The following is a 17,611-nucleotide window of genomic DNA, read 5'->3' on the forward strand; positions in this document are numbered from 1 at the left end:
CAATCAGTCTACATGGATTGAACTATCATCTTACATACTGGAAAAACTGAAGAGAGTGTTTTGTGATCAAGGCATTTAAATCAAAACAGTTCCTTGCTTTCATAGTGGCAGGAGCAATTTCAGTTATGGTAAATTTCTGCAGCAGAATTCTCTATAACTATGAGTTCAGCTTTTCAATCTCTATTATCTTGGCTTATATTACCGGGATGATCACCTCGTTCATTCTGGGTAAATTATTTGTATTTAAGAACAGTCAGCAAACCTTTTTACGTTCGATTATGTTTTTTATCCTCGTCAATTTAGTTGGTATGGTTCAAGTTTGGCTGGTTAGTTTGTTTCTCGCCGAACATATTTTTCCTGAGTTGGGTATTAAATCATTTCCTCTAGAAACAGCACACGCAATTGGACTTATTTTCCCCACTTTTACAACGTATCTGGGACATAAATTTTTTACCTTTCGAGAACATATTTAATGCATTCTGTGCGTTTTAGCAAAAAAGTTTAAAAACTCAGTCAATCTTTTAACATCTTTTAAACCAATAGCATTATAAATACTTGCCCTGGCACCACCAACACTGCGATGACCTTCCAAATACAATAAGCCTGCCTTTTTTGCTGACGAGAAAAATTCCGCCTCCACACTGGGATTGGGAAGGAGAAAAGGAACATTCATTCGTGAACGACAATCAGTCGATACCGAATTATGATAGAAATTGCTTTCATCGATACATCTATAAAGTAATTTGGCTTTAGCCAAACTTCGTTTTTCCATCTCGACTACCCCGCCTTCTTGCTCTATCCAATCACATACAAGCGAGGCTATATACCAGGCAAAGGTGGTAGGTGTAGCTAAAAGTGAATGATTTTTATCCTGCATCGCATAATTAAATACAGCGGGTGTTTCAGGTAAAGCCCGATCTAACAAATCACGACGGACAATCACCAAACTCATACCCGAGATGCCAAAATTTTTTTGCGCACAAGCATAGATACACCCCAAACGATTAAAATCCACCGGCTTTGAAAAAATATTGGAACTCATATCACTGACCAATACCTTATCGCTTACCTGTGGGAAATCGGGGAATTCAACTCCACCGATTGTTTCATTATCAGTGAAATGCAAAAATGCGGCATCGGGTCGGAGATCCCATGTTTCCTGAGCAGGAATAGTTGTAAATTGCCGATCTTTACTACTGGCAGCTAAATGTACTTGTATGTATTTTTGTGCTTCTTTTATAGCCATACCCGACCAATAACCGGTTTCAATATAATTGGCACACTTAAAGCCTCGCGTTAAATTCATCGCAATCATTGCAAATTGAATTTGGGCACCACCTGGTAAAAATAGAACCGCAAAATCATTAGGTACGTGGAGCAAACGTCGAACTGAAGCCTCCAGCCTCTCCCCTAATTCCAAAAATTGGGGAGTACGATGACCAATCGATAGAATTGAAACCCCTGTATTGTTCCAATTAAATAGCTCTTTCTGAATAATATCCAATACCTGCACAGGTAGGGTTGCAGGTCCTGCGTTAAAATTGATTGGTGTATCCATATTGGGTTCCTTTATCATACACGGCGCTCCGCTAAGCCTTTTAGTTGAATCTTTTAATTATAGAAAATAATCGATTGATTTCTTGGTTTCCTACCTTCCCTAAAGATTTGAAGTGTTCGGTGAGTATTTAGAGAGACTGCAATAAGAATGGATTACTCGAAGGACAGTTTCTATTGGATTTTATAATTAGATAATCTTGATTATTTAAGGAAGTAAGCAGATTAGTATAGGGTTGTTGATTGCTGGTGCATACATTGACATTACTCACTCCCCCCAACAAAACCCGGCCGCTCCAACTTGAAGCCATAATGCAGTTAAAGGCGGCTGAAGATCCTACATAAAAACAGGTGGCAGTCTGGGAATTGGATGAATCGACGGATATAGTTACATTCGACAGATCTACCGTATTAGGAGGTGCATTACCTCCTGTACCCAGAGCAATCGTTCCTGATAGCGTTACAGCGTGCTCACTATTAATTAATGTCACATTATTATTTGAATCATAGGTAAGCACAATATTAGTGTTAGGAACTGTAACCGTATAAGTAGAGCCAGCTGGAACCGAAGGAGGATTGGGATTTGGATTTGCATTAGGAACCCCTGAGCCTATAGGAGGTAAGCTCGTACTTGTAAAAGTGGAATTAAACAATTGGCCACTGAGCGCCGGATCATTTTGACTAATATAACTAGCAGATACCAGAGACAAGTTTTCGCCGTTAGAATTGGTCCAGGTAACAATATGATCCACTTTTTTATATTTAGAATTATTGGTAATCGTCCAGGTACGATAAAAAGTAGAATCAAACTCAGTAGTTATATCGGAGCCCGTTGTAATGGCATTATACCCTGCAATAGTGGAGTAATTACGTAACTCTTCCATTTTTTGATTAAATAATTGAGTGGACAAATAATCTTGATTGGTATTGGCCTTAGCTTTAATAAGATGCACTTCAGTCTTGCTACCCGCTACCATCCCAAAAATTAATAGTGAGGTAACAACCATGGCTTCAACCAGTCCCAAGCCTTTCTGTTTGCAAGAGGTTGAGTTGAATTGATGAGCGTTCATCGTCTCTCTCCTCACCTATAAATCCTTAAAAATCTCGCCAAGATCCTGGAACTTTGACAAAAGCCCCCACTTTGTTCAATTGATTCAGGACTGCTGTGTTATAAGTAATATTCGGTGAACCAGTTGAAGTGATTGAACCTTCGACTACGGCTCCTCCGATTATATCCAATGTTCCCCCCCCACTATTATTCCAATCTCCCATTACATAAACCATACCGTAAATTGTTGTAGTACCATTAGACTGCAGAGGCCCGTTAACTACTAAGACAACCGGATTGGTAGGGGAACCTATCGTGGCATTACCTGAGAAGCCGGCTGAACTTGTTCCAGTTTGGTTAATCCAAATGGATTGACCCACCACTCCATTTAAAAGACCACTGTAATCGGTGTTACTACTATTAGTATAGGTAATATCTGCAGATTGTTGCGCTAAAGTTTTTGTTGTTCCAAAAAAATTACTAAAAAATTGATCGGAGCTCAAACTGCTTAAACTTGAATCGTGGTGCACCACATCAGCCTGAAGACTACCACTGTTAGAGCCAGAACTTGCATTTGAGGATGTGCTTGCCGAGCCGCCCAGAACCGTATCACCTCCACTCCAAATAGTTGTCCCTGTTGTTGTATTACTAATAGTCAAAGAACCACTCAAATTTACATTATCTTTTACAAGGAGTGGGACAGGTGTAGGTGTCGGTACAAAGGGATAAATCTGCATAATTTGAACTACAGTAGTTGAGGCTAAGTTATTATCTGCCGTTCCCTTCGAAGATACCGTAATGCGGTTGAAACTATTATATACTGGATTGCTATAAGTGACGGTATAATTTGTATTATTACTAAAAGCAACATTGGTTATTTGAGAGTTGGTATAGGTATCTATAAAACCATCATTGTTCGCATCAACACGAATGGCGGTTTTATTTGCTTCAAGATACGCTAACCCATATTCTAAACCCGCTTCAGCAGCCATGAATGATTGGGAGGTCCGATAAAAGTTATTTTCTATTTTTTGATCAAAATCCACTGTTTTACTGGTTAATAGTGCCGTGATTGCAATTCCCAGCAAAATCATCACCGATGTAGCAAGCAGGACATAGCCACGTTGAAAGTTCATAGCAATATACCCTCCTCCTATAATTCAGGGCTGAAATTTATCATTACGTACTCGTATTTCTTGGACAAATGTTCGGCTTACTGAAGTATCAGAAATCAAATTCCCTGTTAGCGTAACTGTAACATTTCGTATCGTAAGTGTGCTGACTCCATTACTTAATGTGATAACCGTAGGTGTCAGGGTAAATGATAAATTAGTCACTTGGATCTGATTAGGATCTGTCAAATTGATCCAGGTGCCATTAGTACAATCAAAAAATGAGTCTGTTGCTGCTCTAGCTTGTAAGACATTATTTGAAAGTCTAAATCCAAAGCGTTTATCATAACCGGCTGAATTTAATGAAGGCATAGTGCCATTTGAATCGATATCATAGGTGAATAAGATACAGCTGCTTACAGGGACAGTAATATCATTAGCAGAGGCAATAAAAGGATTCGTAATCGTTCCAGTCCCTATATCATTAGCAGCATTTGCAGAATAACCTGCACGACGGATTTCGATAACCATCATATTCATGGCAGAACGTAATTGTTGATCCAGTCGATTAATTGCTATGACACTGTAAAAAGAACGCATTAAGGAGATATAAATTACAATACTCCCCCCTAATAAGAATAAACCTATACCAATTCCAATTAGTATTTCGAGCAGGGTATAACCCTTGTGTTGTTTAATCGGTATTAAGGACATGTTTGGTATCCTGAAACAGTATTAGAACACACAGTTACCAACCCCATACTGTTAGCATTAATTCTGGCAGATTTATCTGACAAAGAAACGGTTATAGATCCTCCAGAAGTTATTGTTCCATGGAATCCGTCAAAAATAATGTAAGGGGCAGAACTTGTTCCTGAAAATCCAGTTATAGAAAGAGCAACCGGGTTACCTGAGTAATCACTACTTCGAACAATTGTTTGAATACTTTTAACCATACAACTATTTACTACGGTGCAATCACATGGAGCAGTATCACTAAGCCCATAACACCAAGTTGTTGGACTAAAACTAAGATAATAGGTATTTTTTGTAGTAAGAGCCTCTGATTGCGCAATTTTAATAAAATTATACAATTCCTCCGTTCCGGTCCTGACACGCTTCTGGTTCATAAAATTTGTGTAGGCAGGAAAAGCAATACTCGTAATAATGACGAGAATTATTACGGTAATTAATAACTCAAGGAAACTAAAGCCCATTACTTTATAGGTGCCAATCCTTTGAACGGTCATAAAAAGAAACTCCATTTACTTTATCATCCATGCAAAATGGGTAATATATATTATTAGTTTAGTCTAAGATTAAAGAGGGTAATTCAGGAGAGCCTTTAAAATGGATAATTTAAAGAATAAAATGGGATTTTCATTGATGGAGTTAGTAATTGCCCTCGCCATCATTGCTATTATTGTTATGATTAGTATGCCCAGTTACTTTAATTATGTGATGCGTTCTAGACGCACAGAAGGGATTAATACTCTAAACAGTATCCAACTTGAGGAAGAAAAATACCGTGGTCAAAACCCAACTTATGGTACCTTAGCAGACGTTTGGAACGCCGTAACTACTACAGAAAATAACTACTATTCATTATCAGCTACTAACAATACCGCAACGGGGTATACTCTTACTGCAACTGCCCAAGGTGCCCAAGCTAATGACACCCAGAATGGCGTTTCGTGTAGTACCTTAACCTTGACAGTTAATGGACTTAATACTACCAGAACTCCACAAGCTTGCTGGTCTCAATAAAAGGAAATGAGCCCTAGCCATCATTCAGCCTTGGGAAGGAGGGTTTATATCTTTTATACATGAATGATTTTATTTGAAATGCAATGAAAAACTGACATTTATTGGGACAAATCTCTCCATTACATGCAATTCATTTTCATGTCCTATACTTATTCAATAATAACACTCAACTGTGTGAGATATAAAAATGGAAAACACATGGAAAGATCAGTTGCATCAAAAATTAAAAAAACAGTTCGGTACGAAAAAAGGTAAAGAATTTGCTGAAAAATATCTTCCTGCATTACCAATGAGTTATTGTGAACAACACACAATTGAAGAAGCAGTAGAAGATCTCTCTCAAATTGATAATCTATCCCTACAAAACCCCTTGGCGATTGTGTTTTTTGAATCAGCACGCGGGGAACACCCGTTACACATTAAACTATATCGATACGGCGGCCCTATTCCCTTATCAGATATTTTACCCATGATTGAAAACATGGGATTACGCACTTATACCGAAAGACCCTATAAAATTGCTTTAGAACCCAATCAATTTATTTGGATTGGTGATTTTAATGTTTCTTATTCCTATCCTAATTTACTCACGCTGGATCAAGTTAAAAGCAATTTTAATGAAGCCTTAATCAAAATAAATGTCGGGCTTTGTGAAAACGATGGGTTTAACAGATTGGTGTTAGGGGCGGGATTATCCTGGCGTGAAATAATGATTATTCGTGCCTATGCCAAATACATGCAACAAATTGGATTTCGTTTTAGCCAACAATATATTGAAAAAACCATTGCTAACTATGCACCCATTGCCAACAAACTTATTGAACTTTTTTGTTTAAAGTTTAGTTTGAAACAAAACACTAAAAGTAAAAATAAACGCATTGAATTGGAGAAAGAAATTCGAGCGAATATTGATGCGATTACCAGCTTAGATGAAGATTATATCATTCGTTTTTTTTGGTCTTTAATCAAAGCAACACTTCGTACCAATTATTTTCAGTTAGGCGATGATGGAAATCCCAAAGATTATTTGTCATTTAAACTCAACTCCGCCAAAGTTCCTGATTTACCACCTGGGCAACCTATGTATGAAATATTTGTGTATTCTACACGATTTGAGGGTATACATTTGCGTAGCGCCAAGGTGGCTCGTGGTGGTATTCGCTGGTCTGATCGGCCCGAAGATTTTCGTACAGAAGTTCTGGGTTTGATGAAAGCTCAAAAAGTAAAAAACTCAGTAATAGTACCTTCTGGAGCCAAAGGAGGCTTTGTTTTAAAGAAAGCAGCTCACCTGCTTGATCGAGAGCAGATAAAACATGAGGTCATTGCCTGTTACCAATCATTTATCAGAGGTTTGCTTGATCTGACAGACAATTATGAAGAGGACCGTGTTGTTTCGCCCCGGAATACTATTTGCTATGATGACGCTGATCCTTATCTTGTTGTTGCAGCCGATAAAGGAACCGCCACATTTTCCGATATTGCAAATGGTATATCTAAAGAATACAAATTTTGGCTTGGAGACGCCTTCGCTTCTGGAGGATCTGCGGGCTATGATCATAAAAAAATGGGAATTACAGCGCGTGGAGCCTGGGAATCCATTAAAAGACATTTCCGTGAACTAGACATTAATATTGAAAAACAAGATTTTACGGTGGTTGGTATCGGCGACATGAGTGGAGACGTATTTGGTAATGGCCTAACCTATACCAATCATTCTCTTTTAATTGCAGCCTTTGATCATCGTCATATATTCCTTGATCCAAATCCTGATGGTCGTAAAACTTTTGAAGAACGTCAACGCTTATTTAATTTGCCTACCTCTTCATGGGAAGATTTCAATCCTCGATTAATTTCTAAAGGTGGGGGTATTTATCCGCGTTCAAGCAAATCGATTACCCTTACACCTGAAGTAAAAAAAGCACTCGATATTCAAGCAGACTCGCTACCCCCCAATGAACTGATTCGTGAAATATTAAAAGCCCCTGTAGATTTATTATTCAACGGCGGTATTGGTACCTATGTAAAAGCATCTACTGAATCGAATGCAGATGTAGGTGACAAAACCAATGAATTCTTACGTGTCAATGGTAATGATTTGCGCTGCAAAATTGTGGGAGAAGGGGGTAATCTCGGATTTACTCAACTTGGAAGAGTTGAATTTGCGCTTACAGGGGGACTGATCAATACCGATTCAATTGATAATTCCGCTGGAGTAAATTGCTCTGACCATGAGGTGAATATTAAGATTCTCCTCAATAAAGAAATGAATCAAGGCAAGCTTACCGAAAAGAAACGCAACCAGCTGCTTACCAAAATGACGGAACAAGTCGCCCAGCTGGTTTTACAAGATAATTACAACCAAGCATTGGTTCTAAGCTTTTCTGCAATAAACGCTCTCGCTTACAGTGGTTTATATCAAGCTTATATTAAGGAATTGGAGGGATTGGTACATTTAGATAGAACCGTCGAATTTCTTCCGGATGATAAACATCTCTTGGAACGTAAAGCTGCGGGTCAAGGTCTAACGCGCCCAGAGTTATCTATTATCATGGCCTATACAAAAATTTATATCACGAGTGAATTATTAAAATCCGACTTACCTGATGATCCTTATTTTGCAACCATTCTACAGACCGGATTCCCATCCATGTTGCTGAAATCGTACGCCAAATCCATGCAAACACATCGTTTGCGACGTGAAATTATTGCCACCCAGCTTAGTAATCAAATTGTGAATAGCATGGGTATTACCTTTATGTATCGTTTACAAATGGAAACTGGACAATCAGTTGCAGACATTGCCCGTGCTTATATTATTGCTTCAAAGGCATATGGAACCGAGCAATTACACCAATTAATTGATTCGCTTAATTACAAAGTCACAGTACAAACTCAGTACGAGTTGCTTCACCACGTCAGACAATTAATGAATTTGGCTACTCGATGGTTCTTGCACCATAAACGTTTAAGCGGTGGAATTACTAATAATATTACCCACTACAGTCAATCTATAGCCAAACTTGAAAAATCAATTCCTAATTTGATGGCTGGGGTTACAAAAGAATATTTAGAAAAAATTGTTATTCAATTTGTCGACATTGGTTTACCCGAAGAAGCTGCAAAAAAAATCGCTACTACCCGTGCTATGTATACCGTATTAAATGTAGTGGAAGTAGCGACACAAAATAAATTTGATCTAGGAAGAACTGCTGAAGTTTATTTCAAAGTAGGTAGCAAATTTAGTCTGGTCTGGTTCCGGGACCAAATTGGTAATGATTCTCGTGAAGGACATTGGAATAGCCTGGCACGTTTATCTCTACGTGATGAATTGGACAATTTGCAACGTCGGCTCAGCATTGTCATTCTGAAGAATAATCAAAAAGGGCTGAGTTCAGAAGAACTGATCACTTACTGGTTCTCAAAAAATCCCTTTATTCAGCAACGATGGGAAAGATTGCTGGAGATGTTACTCGGTAGCTCAAGCATTGATTACACGATTTTCTTTGTTGCACTACGCGAATTATCCACCTTAATTGCAGTAGAGTAATAAAAAATCCACCAATTGATGTATGAAGATAGGTACCATTAAAAAAGACTACCGTTCCCCCGAAAGAGGGAACGCATCTCTAAAGAGGCCCGCTTTCCACTGACGCGAAGCGAGTCCAGGAATCCTTCTTAAAAATATTCGAGTTTCCTCTTGCAATGAAAATTGATGCCATTGTATTTCTATCTCCGATAATGATATTTTGATTGGAAACAGTTTAATGTTAATGAGTTAGGAGATCTTTAATGGATGAAGAATACAGAAAACAAGCTAAGTTACAAATTGCACAAGCCAAATATCTTGAGACAGCATCTCTAACCAAAAAAGCAGTAATCCGAAGATACTTACAAGGAATCAATTTATTTCTACAAATTGTTAATAAAACAATAACAGATTTTGAAGATCTTTCTTCTGCTTACCATGATCTGGCGATCCTCCATTTTAATAGTGCTCAATATGAAAAATCAGCGCAATGTTATATGGATGCTATAAACCAAATACTGCAAACCCCTCTCCATGATAAAAGTTATAGGAAATTAACTGAGTTGTATATGGATTTAGCAGATGCATGTTATGAATCATTAAAGCAACCAGCAGGAGATGAGGCTATGGCGAATGCCATAAAAGCATTCGGCTGTATTAAAGATAAAACTTTTGAGGAACAAAAGATTGGTGATCCAGTTGTTAATTTCAAGCAATTCCATGGACATTATGAAAAGAAGCTCTCAACGGATTCATATATTGCTTCTTCCAAGTTTGCTAATCATGAACATTTACTCAGTGAAGGACAATTTGCAAAACAAGAGCAAGCACTTTTTGAACAGTTTGAAACCATCTCCATTCATGAAATTCAACAAATTGACCACAATATAGAAAATATGTTAAATCAGCTTTCTCTATCTGCTGATAAACATCCATTTACTCCTGTTTTAATCAATGAAACACCTAGCGATGGCGCATACCGTAATATGGCAATGCAACTTTTAGCACTGGCCAAAGCCCATATTCAAAATCAACGGCTAGGAGATACCATTGCAACATATAAGCAAGCACTTAAAACACTACAAGCGATAAAAGTACCGCAAAAAAGTGATCAGCAGATAATGCAACATTTGGAAGAACAAATACATCATCTATCGAAGAAACCTGATATTTCACAATCACAATTCCTTGCTGCATCCCCTTCTATATCGCAAGAGAGTCAGAACTCTATTTTCGTAAGTCAATCTGGGGCTAGTTTTTTTTATCAAGCGTTATATCCAGAAACAAAAGAAGAATATCCTGAGAGTTTTAGTAACGATGTTGAAATGGATGAAGGCAGTGGTAATGGAATGATCCTGTAAAAGAATATTATCTTAACGGTTATTTTTTCTTAAGCTTATGACCTATCGCTGAAGGGGCATAAGCTTCCTATCTTGCCCTTTTATGGTTCTTATTTGCACAATTCGCGTATATTTAATAATAGTTCTCTAAGTCAGTATTGGTACCATAAAAAAAGTCCAACAATCGATGGAGAACCGATGAAAATTACTTCCTTTGTAAATCAACTTAAAACTAAGAACTTTGATTTTGTAAAAAAAATAGATCCCCACGGTACACACGATGACTATTTAAAAGATCTAATAAGAAGGTATCAAGAGAGATATAACTCTAAGTTACTTCCTATTATCCAGCAATTTTCTCAGGATAATAGTTCCAAGACCGAAGTGATTATTGCAATTTATAATTTCATCAAACATAACCGCGGTGAATTAATCGAAATTTATAAATATGCCTCCCGCCAACTGTCTCTGGAAACCCCGGAAAAAGCACACTATCAAGCGATTAAAGATGATGTATTTAAGTTATTACAACAAGGTAGAAAATTCAATTATTGGGCAGAAAGCTTTATCGTGAAGGAAAGTTTTGAGTGTAAAGCTCATCTCCTTTCAAGAGATATTTCTGAACAAGAAAAATCAAAAGCTCGTCCGTATGCCGAAGATAACTTGGATGTGACTAGAGATGTACACGCGCTATTAAATCAGCAAGGGTTAGCATTACCAGATAGAGTGCAAAAAGAATTCTTAGACCCTCAACATCGTGCATGGGGAACTTTATATCCTACTACCAAAGCAGCCTTGGAACCCATTCATGATGCATGGGAAAAACAACAACCCAAATGCGAAGATTTAACTGTAGAAATTGAGTTTGATGAAACAAAAAAATCTCAAGCAGTGATTAAGAATTATTATTTTTCTTATGAAGAAGCACTATATTGTATGCTTACAACCAATAATCAAAACGAACTTTGTCTTAGTGGCACCACACAACCTTTTTCCTCTGGCACCCGATATATTTACTCTATGGATATAGAAGGAAATTTATTTGTACATCCTGATGATGAATATAAAGAGGGGAAACGGATTGGTCACCCGGCATTTACCCGTGGAAATGCTGTAGCCTGTGCAGGAGAAATTACGGTCAAAGATGGCAAGATAACTGAAATCACAAATGGAAGCGGCCACTATAGACCTGGGCCATTTTGTCTCTATAGAGCGGTGAAGGCCCTATATGATCGTAATGTTTTAGCGAGCAATTGCATTATTCAGGATCTTAGAGGCGATTTCTTTATAGAAAAAGAAGAAATTGATTCCTTTGATAATTCAACAAAGAAGAGAAAAACAAGTCGACTAACGTGGGAACAATATTCTGCTTGTTATTCCGAGAAGACAAAATCCTCTCCATCTATCCCTACAATGAATTTATCCGAAAAACCTAATCCTTTGCCAATAATCCAAGGATTAAGAGCAATACACCAGTATGTGCATGATTTGGGCAAAGCAACCTGTTTATTAAGTAAAACTAAAGGGAAGGACTATTATGAACGTCGCAATTCGTTTAAGAAGGTATTGGAAGCGTTATCTAGTGGAGATTACAAGTTAATTTTCGATTGCATTGATACTCAATGTATTAAATTTCAAAATACGTCGGTAAGAGATAATTATGTTACTTTGCTAATTGAACTAAAGACACACTTAGTAAACTCCAGAAGGTACTCTATCGATATTTTAGATAATCAATATCTTGCTCGTAAAATCCAAAGTTATTACACAATGTATCAACAACTCGACAAATGTACCGATGCTTCCCGTACTTATACGGAAAAACATTCGTTCTTCTCCAGCAATAATGAACTACGCGCAAACCAAGTGGAGGCTATAAATAGCTTCAAATTTCAAAGACAAGAAATTGACAAAGAATTTAGAAAGGAATTTGCAAAGCCAGATGAGGTTGCTCAAATGGAATCAACAAATAGCTATTATTTCTAAATTAATTATAGAACTCCCACACCATGTTTAATGGGAGTTCTTATTATTTTTTCTTTCTTAGTGTGTACCATGTACCTTAGTTTAATGCCTCTGCTTCCTGCACTAATGCATTCATTAACTCATTTACACTTACATCCCTGCATAATTGAGCAGATTGACCTGCCCACAAAGACATAAAATCAATATTGTTTTGTTCTTTTGCTTTTTTTCGCATCCCGCTCGTTAAGGTATTTTGAATGGGATAATCCAGGATATTTAGTGTTTTAGTATTCATACGCTCGATAAATTGATTGCGTATACCTCGTGCTAATTTACCTGAAAAAGCTCGTGTAAGTACAGTATTATCCTGCTGTTGTGATAGTAAAGCGTGTTTATACACCCCGGGAATACCGGACTCCAGGCAACTCAAAAAAGCAGTGCCCATTTGTATGCCTTCGGCACCCAAATCCAGTGCGGCCCTAATTCCTCTGCCATCCATAATTCCACCCGCAGCAATGATTGGAAGGTTAATTTCATCCACCAATTGCGGCACCAAGCTAAACAAACCGATCAATCCCTCCTCTGCTGGCCCTATAAAAGTTCCTCTATGTCCGCCCGCTTCACTTCCTTGAGCAACAATCGCATCGATGTCACATTCTGCAAGTTGGTGTCCTTCAGCTAAAGTGGTTGCTGTACCTATTAAAAGAGTGTGATTCCTTTTAAATTTGGCTATCCATTTCGAATCCAACACACCAAATGCATAACTAAAAATAGGAATTTTTTCTTCTATTAAGACATTTATCTGTTCCTCAAAGGATTGTGCATAAGGTTCGAAAACGGGTTCAATTTCTATATCTAATTCAAGACAAGAGTGTTTGATATCCATACACGATTTTCGAATTTGTTCGGTTGTGGCATAATGATGCTCGGGAATGAACAGATTCACTGCAAAGGGTTTATTCGTTAATTTTCGTATTTTTTTGAGTGCACTTTTTATTTCAGCAGGAGGCATATATCCCGCTCCTAATGAACCTAAACCACCTGCATTACATACCGCCGCGACGAGTTCCGGAGTAGTTGCACCTCCTGCCATAGGGGCCTGGATAATTGGAAATTTGATGCCCATTTTTTGAGTCAATTTTGTCGGCCACATCATGTGTTCATCCTTTTTAATTTTATTAATCATAAATTTAATGTTTAATGAACACTATAGTGCAGTTAAGCTGAACTATGCCAATTTACTTTTACAACTGTTATTCTAAAAGCTTAATTGCAGAGCAAGTACCTGAAAAAACCATTAAAAAACTAACGGTTGCTGGAAAATGTTCTGCGATTTTTTTAGAATGCTATTTTGCATTAAGGAAGATAGATTTTTTCGGCTCTCTTCAATTTTAATAAACGTCTGGTGCATCAAGTTAGGAGGACGCTATGAAAGCACAAGCAATATCATCTTTTGGTGACGCTTCAATCTTTGAAACGATTGAACTCCCCACTCCCCAAATTAAACCCGGCTATGTGCTCATTCGAGTTGTAGCAACTAGCGTAAATCCCGTCGATTGTAAAGTTCGCTCTGGTAAATACAGCCAAATTTCTCCTCCATTTCCTGCCATTTTGCATAGTGATGTAGCAGGTATTGTTGAACAAGTTGGTGACTACGTAACTGAGTTTGCTGTGGGCGATGAAGTTTATGGATGTGCGGGAGGATTCCTCAATGAACCAGGTGCTTTAGCAGAATTTATGCTTGCTGATGCCCAATTAATTGCGAAAAAACCTAAAACCTTGAGTATGGTTGAAGCCGCTGCATTACCTCTAGTGGCCATTACTGCCTGGGAAGCATTATTTGAAAAAGTTAAAATTAAACCGGGACAAAAAGTATTAATTCATGCTGGTACTGGAGGAGTTGGACATATTGCGATCCAGCTCGCCAAATGGGCTGGCGCGGAAGTATACACAACGGTATCCTCCCCAGATAAAGCAGATATAGCAAAATCGCTTGGAGCTAAAGAAACGATTAATTATCGGCTTGAATCCGTTCAAGATTATGTTAATCGACTAACTCACGGAAAGGGATTTGATATTGTATTTGATACAATCGGTGGAGAGAATCTCGATAAGTCATTAGCTGCGGTTGCCTTATATGGAAATGTAATTAGCATTCAAGCCGCTTCAAACCACGATCTCTCACCCTTACATAGTAAATCGGCAAGTCTACATGCAGTATTCATGCTATTGCCATTATTACGCAACATCGAACGTGAACGTCATGGCAAAATTCTAAAAGAGATCGCAACATTAGCGGATCAAGATTCTTTAAAGCCGCTTATTGATCCTCATCTTTTTTATTTCGAGAATATTGATAAAGCCCATGCATTACTCGAATCAGGTAAAGCCGTAGGAAAAATTGTAGTTCAAGCGTATTAACACCATAGGCCAGAATAGCGTAGCGAAAATCGGATTTATTATCCAGATTGGGCTGCGCTACACCGAGGCTATAACTCTCATTCCTGCTTTATAGACGGAAGCAAATTCTTATTAAGCTCACAGTAGAGAATGGTACTTGCTATCACTGCTGCAGGCATGATCAAGAAATTTAAGATAGGTATAAAACTGGCTATATTTATAGAAAAACCCAATCCAAGGGAACGCATTTTATTACGAGCAACGATTCTTCGCGCCTCTTTGAAGCTAATCAGATTATTATCCATGGCGAAATCCTGATATTGGATACTTAGTATCCAAGCATTAAATAAAAACCATAAGAGAGGATAAATCGGCTGGATAAAGGGTACAAAAAATAAAATAACTATAATCACAAATCGAGGCAAAAAATAGCCAAGAAACTCACCTTGACGCTTGATACTGCGAAGTACCACTTGATAAAATGATAAAGAAGGAATTGCACTCCCAAACAGTATTTTTTGTGTTTTCTCCGCTAATAATCCGTTTAAAGGAGCTGCGATTAGATTAAAAAATACAGTAAAAAGCGACAAAAACATTAAGAAAAAACTCAGGATAAAAATGATAAAAAATATGCTGCTAAGAAAACTTAACCAAGAAGGCAACTTATCAAGGTAATGATAAGCATAAGGCAATACATAGTGATGTATCAGATAAAACAATCCGGAAAACATTATAAAATTAATTGCTAAAGGTAATAGCACAAAACGTCTTAAGCCTGAGGTAGAAAGGGTTCGAACTCCTCGAAGCATATAACCCATGCCATAAAAAAAATCCCACATGTTTATCCTTAATCATAATCTCGTTGTCGTACAATGAATCCATAAAAATCACTTCTCGTATAGCTTAAATTATTTTGTCAAAAACATCATATCTTTTAATGGCTGTTTACATTTCGCGCGCTTAGGCTAAAATGGCCTTATTTTTGAGTATTGAAGCGCAACATACACAGGAAATAAACAAAAATCAGGATAGTTTGACCCAGTAAATGGAAACAAATCCTAATGATTTGATACAAAATAACAACAATTACTCATAAAAACATCATTAGAATTTAGATAGGGGCTTAATCATGCCAAAACTAATACCCACACTTGTTACTCTAGCAGCACAGAAAATCGAAAAAACGAATCCTCATCTTTTTTTTACTTTGTACAACAATAAAAAATTACCTCCTGACTTGGAAAGTCAATACATTACTCCTTTAGTCCAAAAGCTTGTTAGCCAACATAAGGATATTTATTTGGCTAATGTAAAAGAACGAGATGAAATGATTATGGAACGTTCTTCCAATATTAACGAGAATTGTTGTTATAGAAAATGCGCAATTCTTGCTGCGATGGCCCTTGGTGCTGGAGTTCATCTTGGTATTTATTATATTCTTCGCGCAAGCGAAGTACCTTATTCAACGAGTTTAACTTTTCTTACTACACTACCTGCCACGGTAATAGTTACAGGATGTTTCAGTCCTTGTGCCTCTATATTAGTATCAAAATTGATTGCACATTGCAGCATCCCTAATGTTCCTGATGAGGTAGTTGATTTAACTGAGGTAGTTACTCACATGGAATCACAACAACAACCGAAAATTAGCTTACGCTAAAAACGTACATAACTGATTTATTTTATAGTCTGAAACAAACTGCCATTCATTGAAAAAATTCCGTGTAAAAAGAAAATCTATTAAATTGAACTGCGTGGAGGTAGGAAAAAGCGTTTGCCGTTAGTTCTTTCCACTGTGTCATCTTTTGTAACAACGTTGTTACAATTTCACAACATTTTGTTATATCCCTGTTACATTCATTATTTAGACTCAGCAGCAGATAACAATTAAAGAGGGGAATAAAAATGATGATCAAAAAAATATTGCTGTGCGGGATGTTAGGCGCGGCTACTTTATTTTCCACTACATCCTTTGCTTTTTATCATACCCATGATTATTATCCACGATTTAAAAATTTTCGCCATCACCATCATCATTCAAGATGGAGAAATGCTCATCGCTGGACGCCGCCAAGAGATTATATTGTAGTGGAAAATGGTGCACCCTACCCTCAATACCATCAACACCATTGATTAAAAAACTCTTGACTAAAAATTGGGCCAATTGGCCCATTTACATAATTAAAAATTACTTACAGCCAACTCTTTTTATTCAGCCTCATAAGATCTGATAAACTTTCCGTTACTAAGAACCCTACGAATTATTTTGAGAATTCAATGAAACTGTACATACCCCTAGGTATCTTTCTCTTGATTACGACTCTTGCTATTTATGCTTTGTTAGCTGTGTATATTATAAACAATGCGGAAAAAGATGAGAGAAAACGTGCCGATATTATATTAGTTCTTGGAGCAAAAGCCTATCGCAATAATTCCTATAACCTTTGCCTTGTGGCTCGCGTAAAACATGCAATTGATTTATATAAGGCTAACTATGCTCCAAAACTACTTTTCTCAGGCGGTACGGATGTGGAAGATGGCATAAATGAAGCACAAACCATGAAAAAAATTGCTATATCTTTGGGCGTACCCGAAAAAGACATTCTGCTTGAATCCGAATCAACTTCCACATTCCAAAATCTTCTTTATTCTAAAAAATTATTGCAAGCGAACCAATTTAAATCCATTATTTTAGTCACTGAACCTTTTCATGCCCCACGAGCCATTCTAGTAGCTCAAAAACTGGGCCTCACCGTATTCAGTTCTCCTGCAATAACAAGTGCCTGCTGGATAAAGAACAAATACAGCTCACGTTACTTTCTCAAAGAACCCTTTGCCATAATTTTTTATAAAATGAAAAATAGGTTATGAGCCTATTTATCTAAGAATTTAGTGTGGT

16 protein-coding genes are annotated in these 17,611 nt (G+C 37.4%); 9 read left to right on the plus strand and 7 right to left on the minus strand.

Annotated elements, in window-relative coordinates:
* Positions 1 to 62 precede the first annotated feature (62 nt).
* Positions 63 to 473, plus strand: a complete 411-nt coding sequence (locus ACWTE2_RS09905; RefSeq protein ID WP_182392892.1) for a GtrA family protein — start codon at positions 63 to 65, stop codon at positions 471 to 473.
* On the opposite strand, the gene serC is transcribed toward ACWTE2_RS09905, so the two are convergent.
* The 5 genes from serC to ACWTE2_RS09930 form a co-directional block, all read right to left on the minus strand.
* Positions 470 to 1,558 carry a 3-phosphoserine/phosphohydroxythreonine transaminase gene (serC, locus tag ACWTE2_RS09910; RefSeq protein ID WP_454785221.1) on the minus strand — a complete coding sequence of 363 codons (1,089 nt, stop codon included), beginning with the start codon at positions 1,556 to 1,558 and terminating at the stop codon, positions 470 to 472. The genes ACWTE2_RS09905 and serC overlap by 4 nt on opposite strands.
* Positions 1,559 to 1,685: 127 nt before the next feature.
* Entirely contained in the window at positions 1,686 to 2,624 is a 939-nt protein-coding gene (locus ACWTE2_RS09915) for a type IV pilus modification PilV family protein (protein WP_454785222.1), read from the minus strand.
* A 25-nt stretch (positions 2,625 to 2,649) separates the two neighbouring features.
* Positions 2,650 to 3,738, minus strand: coding sequence for a pilus assembly PilX family protein (locus ACWTE2_RS09920; protein ID WP_454785223.1), 1,089 nt, complete (start codon positions 3,736 to 3,738; stop codon positions 2,650 to 2,652).
* Between the two features lie 24 nt (positions 3,739 to 3,762).
* Positions 3,763 to 4,428, minus strand: a complete 666-nt coding sequence (locus ACWTE2_RS09925) for a hypothetical protein (protein WP_454785224.1) — start codon at positions 4,426 to 4,428, stop codon at positions 3,763 to 3,765.
* The gene (locus ACWTE2_RS09930) at positions 4,419 to 4,964 is read right to left on the minus strand and encodes a GspH/FimT family pseudopilin (RefSeq protein WP_454785225.1); all 546 of its coding nucleotides are present in this window, start codon (positions 4,962 to 4,964) and stop codon (positions 4,419 to 4,421) included. The genes ACWTE2_RS09925 and ACWTE2_RS09930 overlap by 10 nt, the downstream gene beginning before the upstream one ends.
* Positions 4,965 to 5,064: 100 nt before the next feature.
* On the opposite strand from ACWTE2_RS09930, the gene ACWTE2_RS09935 reads away from it, so the two are divergent.
* The 4 genes from ACWTE2_RS09935 (at position 5,065) to ACWTE2_RS09950 (ending at position 12,333) form a co-directional block, all read left to right on the plus strand.
* Positions 5,065 to 5,481: a type IV pilin protein gene (locus ACWTE2_RS09935; RefSeq protein WP_454785226.1), complete on the plus strand. Its 417-nt coding sequence runs from the start codon at positions 5,065 to 5,067 to the stop codon at positions 5,479 to 5,481.
* A 187-nt stretch (positions 5,482 to 5,668) separates the two neighbouring features.
* Positions 5,669 to 9,028, plus strand: a complete 3,360-nt coding sequence (locus tag ACWTE2_RS09940) for an NAD-glutamate dehydrogenase (RefSeq protein ID WP_454785227.1) — start codon at positions 5,669 to 5,671, stop codon at positions 9,026 to 9,028.
* A gap of 242 nt (positions 9,029 to 9,270) precedes the next feature.
* Complete coding sequence (locus ACWTE2_RS09945; RefSeq protein ID WP_454785228.1) at positions 9,271 to 10,368, plus strand: hypothetical protein; 1,098 nt, start codon at positions 9,271 to 9,273, stop codon at positions 10,366 to 10,368.
* A 177-nt stretch (positions 10,369 to 10,545) separates the two neighbouring features.
* A complete protein-coding gene (locus ACWTE2_RS09950; protein WP_454785229.1) occupies positions 10,546 to 12,333 on the plus strand; it encodes a hypothetical protein in 1,788 nt (595 codons plus the stop codon).
* A gap of 76 nt (positions 12,334 to 12,409) precedes the next feature.
* Here ACWTE2_RS09950 and ACWTE2_RS09955 read toward each other — a convergent pair whose 3' ends face one another.
* Positions 12,410 to 13,465: an NAD(P)H-dependent flavin oxidoreductase gene (locus ACWTE2_RS09955; RefSeq protein WP_454785395.1), complete on the minus strand. Its 1,056-nt coding sequence runs from the start codon at positions 13,463 to 13,465 to the stop codon at positions 12,410 to 12,412.
* A gap of 275 nt (positions 13,466 to 13,740) precedes the next feature.
* Between ACWTE2_RS09955 and ACWTE2_RS09960 the strand changes: the two genes are divergently transcribed.
* Positions 13,741 to 14,733, plus strand: a complete 993-nt coding sequence (locus tag ACWTE2_RS09960; protein ID WP_454785230.1) for a zinc-dependent alcohol dehydrogenase family protein — start codon at positions 13,741 to 13,743, stop codon at positions 14,731 to 14,733.
* Positions 14,734 to 14,810: 77 nt separating this feature from the next.
* On the opposite strand, the gene cysZ is transcribed toward ACWTE2_RS09960, so the two are convergent.
* Complete coding sequence (cysZ, locus tag ACWTE2_RS09965) at positions 14,811 to 15,551, minus strand: sulfate transporter CysZ (protein WP_182392883.1); 741 nt, start codon at positions 15,549 to 15,551, stop codon at positions 14,811 to 14,813.
* 290 nt (positions 15,552 to 15,841) lie between these two features.
* On the opposite strand from cysZ, the gene ACWTE2_RS09970 reads away from it, so the two are divergent.
* From ACWTE2_RS09970 to ACWTE2_RS09980, 3 genes are all read left to right on the plus strand, one after another.
* Positions 15,842 to 16,372, plus strand: coding sequence for a hypothetical protein (locus tag ACWTE2_RS09970; RefSeq protein ID WP_454785231.1), 531 nt, complete (start codon positions 15,842 to 15,844; stop codon positions 16,370 to 16,372).
* A 245-nt stretch (positions 16,373 to 16,617) separates the two neighbouring features.
* The gene (locus ACWTE2_RS09975; RefSeq protein ID WP_255464345.1) at positions 16,618 to 16,845 is read left to right on the plus strand and encodes a hypothetical protein; all 228 of its coding nucleotides are present in this window, start codon (positions 16,618 to 16,620) and stop codon (positions 16,843 to 16,845) included.
* A 144-nt stretch (positions 16,846 to 16,989) separates the two neighbouring features.
* Positions 16,990 to 17,583, plus strand: coding sequence for a YdcF family protein (locus tag ACWTE2_RS09980; RefSeq protein WP_454785232.1), 594 nt, complete (start codon positions 16,990 to 16,992; stop codon positions 17,581 to 17,583).
* The last annotated feature ends 28 nt before the right edge of the window (positions 17,584 to 17,611 follow it).

This window comes from Legionella nigrisilvae (assembly GCF_977063395.2).

Coding starts and splice junctions, on each gene's coding strand:
- serC (WP_454785221.1), bottom strand. CDS start 1,558: ATGGATACACCAATCAATTTTAACGCAGGACCTGCAACCCTACCTGTG.
- ACWTE2_RS09915 (WP_454785222.1), bottom strand. CDS start 2,624: ATGAACGCTCATCAATTCAACTCAACCTCTTGCAAACAGAAAGGCTTG.
- ACWTE2_RS09920 (WP_454785223.1), bottom strand. CDS start 3,738: ATGAACTTTCAACGTGGCTATGTCCTGCTTGCTACATCGGTGATGATT.
- ACWTE2_RS09925 (WP_454785224.1), bottom strand. CDS start 4,428: ATGTCCTTAATACCGATTAAACAACACAAGGGTTATACCCTGCTCGAA.
- ACWTE2_RS09930 (WP_454785225.1), bottom strand. CDS start 4,964: ATGACCGTTCAAAGGATTGGCACCTATAAAGTAATGGGCTTTAGTTTC.
- ACWTE2_RS09935 (WP_454785226.1), top strand. CDS start 5,065: ATGGATAATTTAAAGAATAAAATGGGATTTTCATTGATGGAGTTAGTA.
- ACWTE2_RS09940 (WP_454785227.1), top strand. CDS start 5,669: ATGGAAAACACATGGAAAGATCAGTTGCATCAAAAATTAAAAAAACAG.
- ACWTE2_RS09945 (WP_454785228.1), top strand. CDS start 9,271: ATGGATGAAGAATACAGAAAACAAGCTAAGTTACAAATTGCACAAGCC.
- ACWTE2_RS09950 (WP_454785229.1), top strand. CDS start 10,546: ATGAAAATTACTTCCTTTGTAAATCAACTTAAAACTAAGAACTTTGAT.
- ACWTE2_RS09955 (WP_454785395.1), bottom strand. CDS start 13,465: ATGTGGCCGACAAAATTGACTCAAAAAATGGGCATCAAATTTCCAATT.
- ACWTE2_RS09960 (WP_454785230.1), top strand. CDS start 13,741: ATGAAAGCACAAGCAATATCATCTTTTGGTGACGCTTCAATCTTTGAA.
- cysZ (WP_182392883.1), bottom strand. CDS start 15,551: ATGTGGGATTTTTTTTATGGCATGGGTTATATGCTTCGAGGAGTTCGA.
- ACWTE2_RS09970 (WP_454785231.1), top strand. CDS start 15,842: ATGCCAAAACTAATACCCACACTTGTTACTCTAGCAGCACAGAAAATC.
- ACWTE2_RS09975 (WP_255464345.1), top strand. CDS start 16,618: ATGATGATCAAAAAAATATTGCTGTGCGGGATGTTAGGCGCGGCTACT.
- ACWTE2_RS09980 (WP_454785232.1), top strand. CDS start 16,990: ATGAAACTGTACATACCCCTAGGTATCTTTCTCTTGATTACGACTCTT.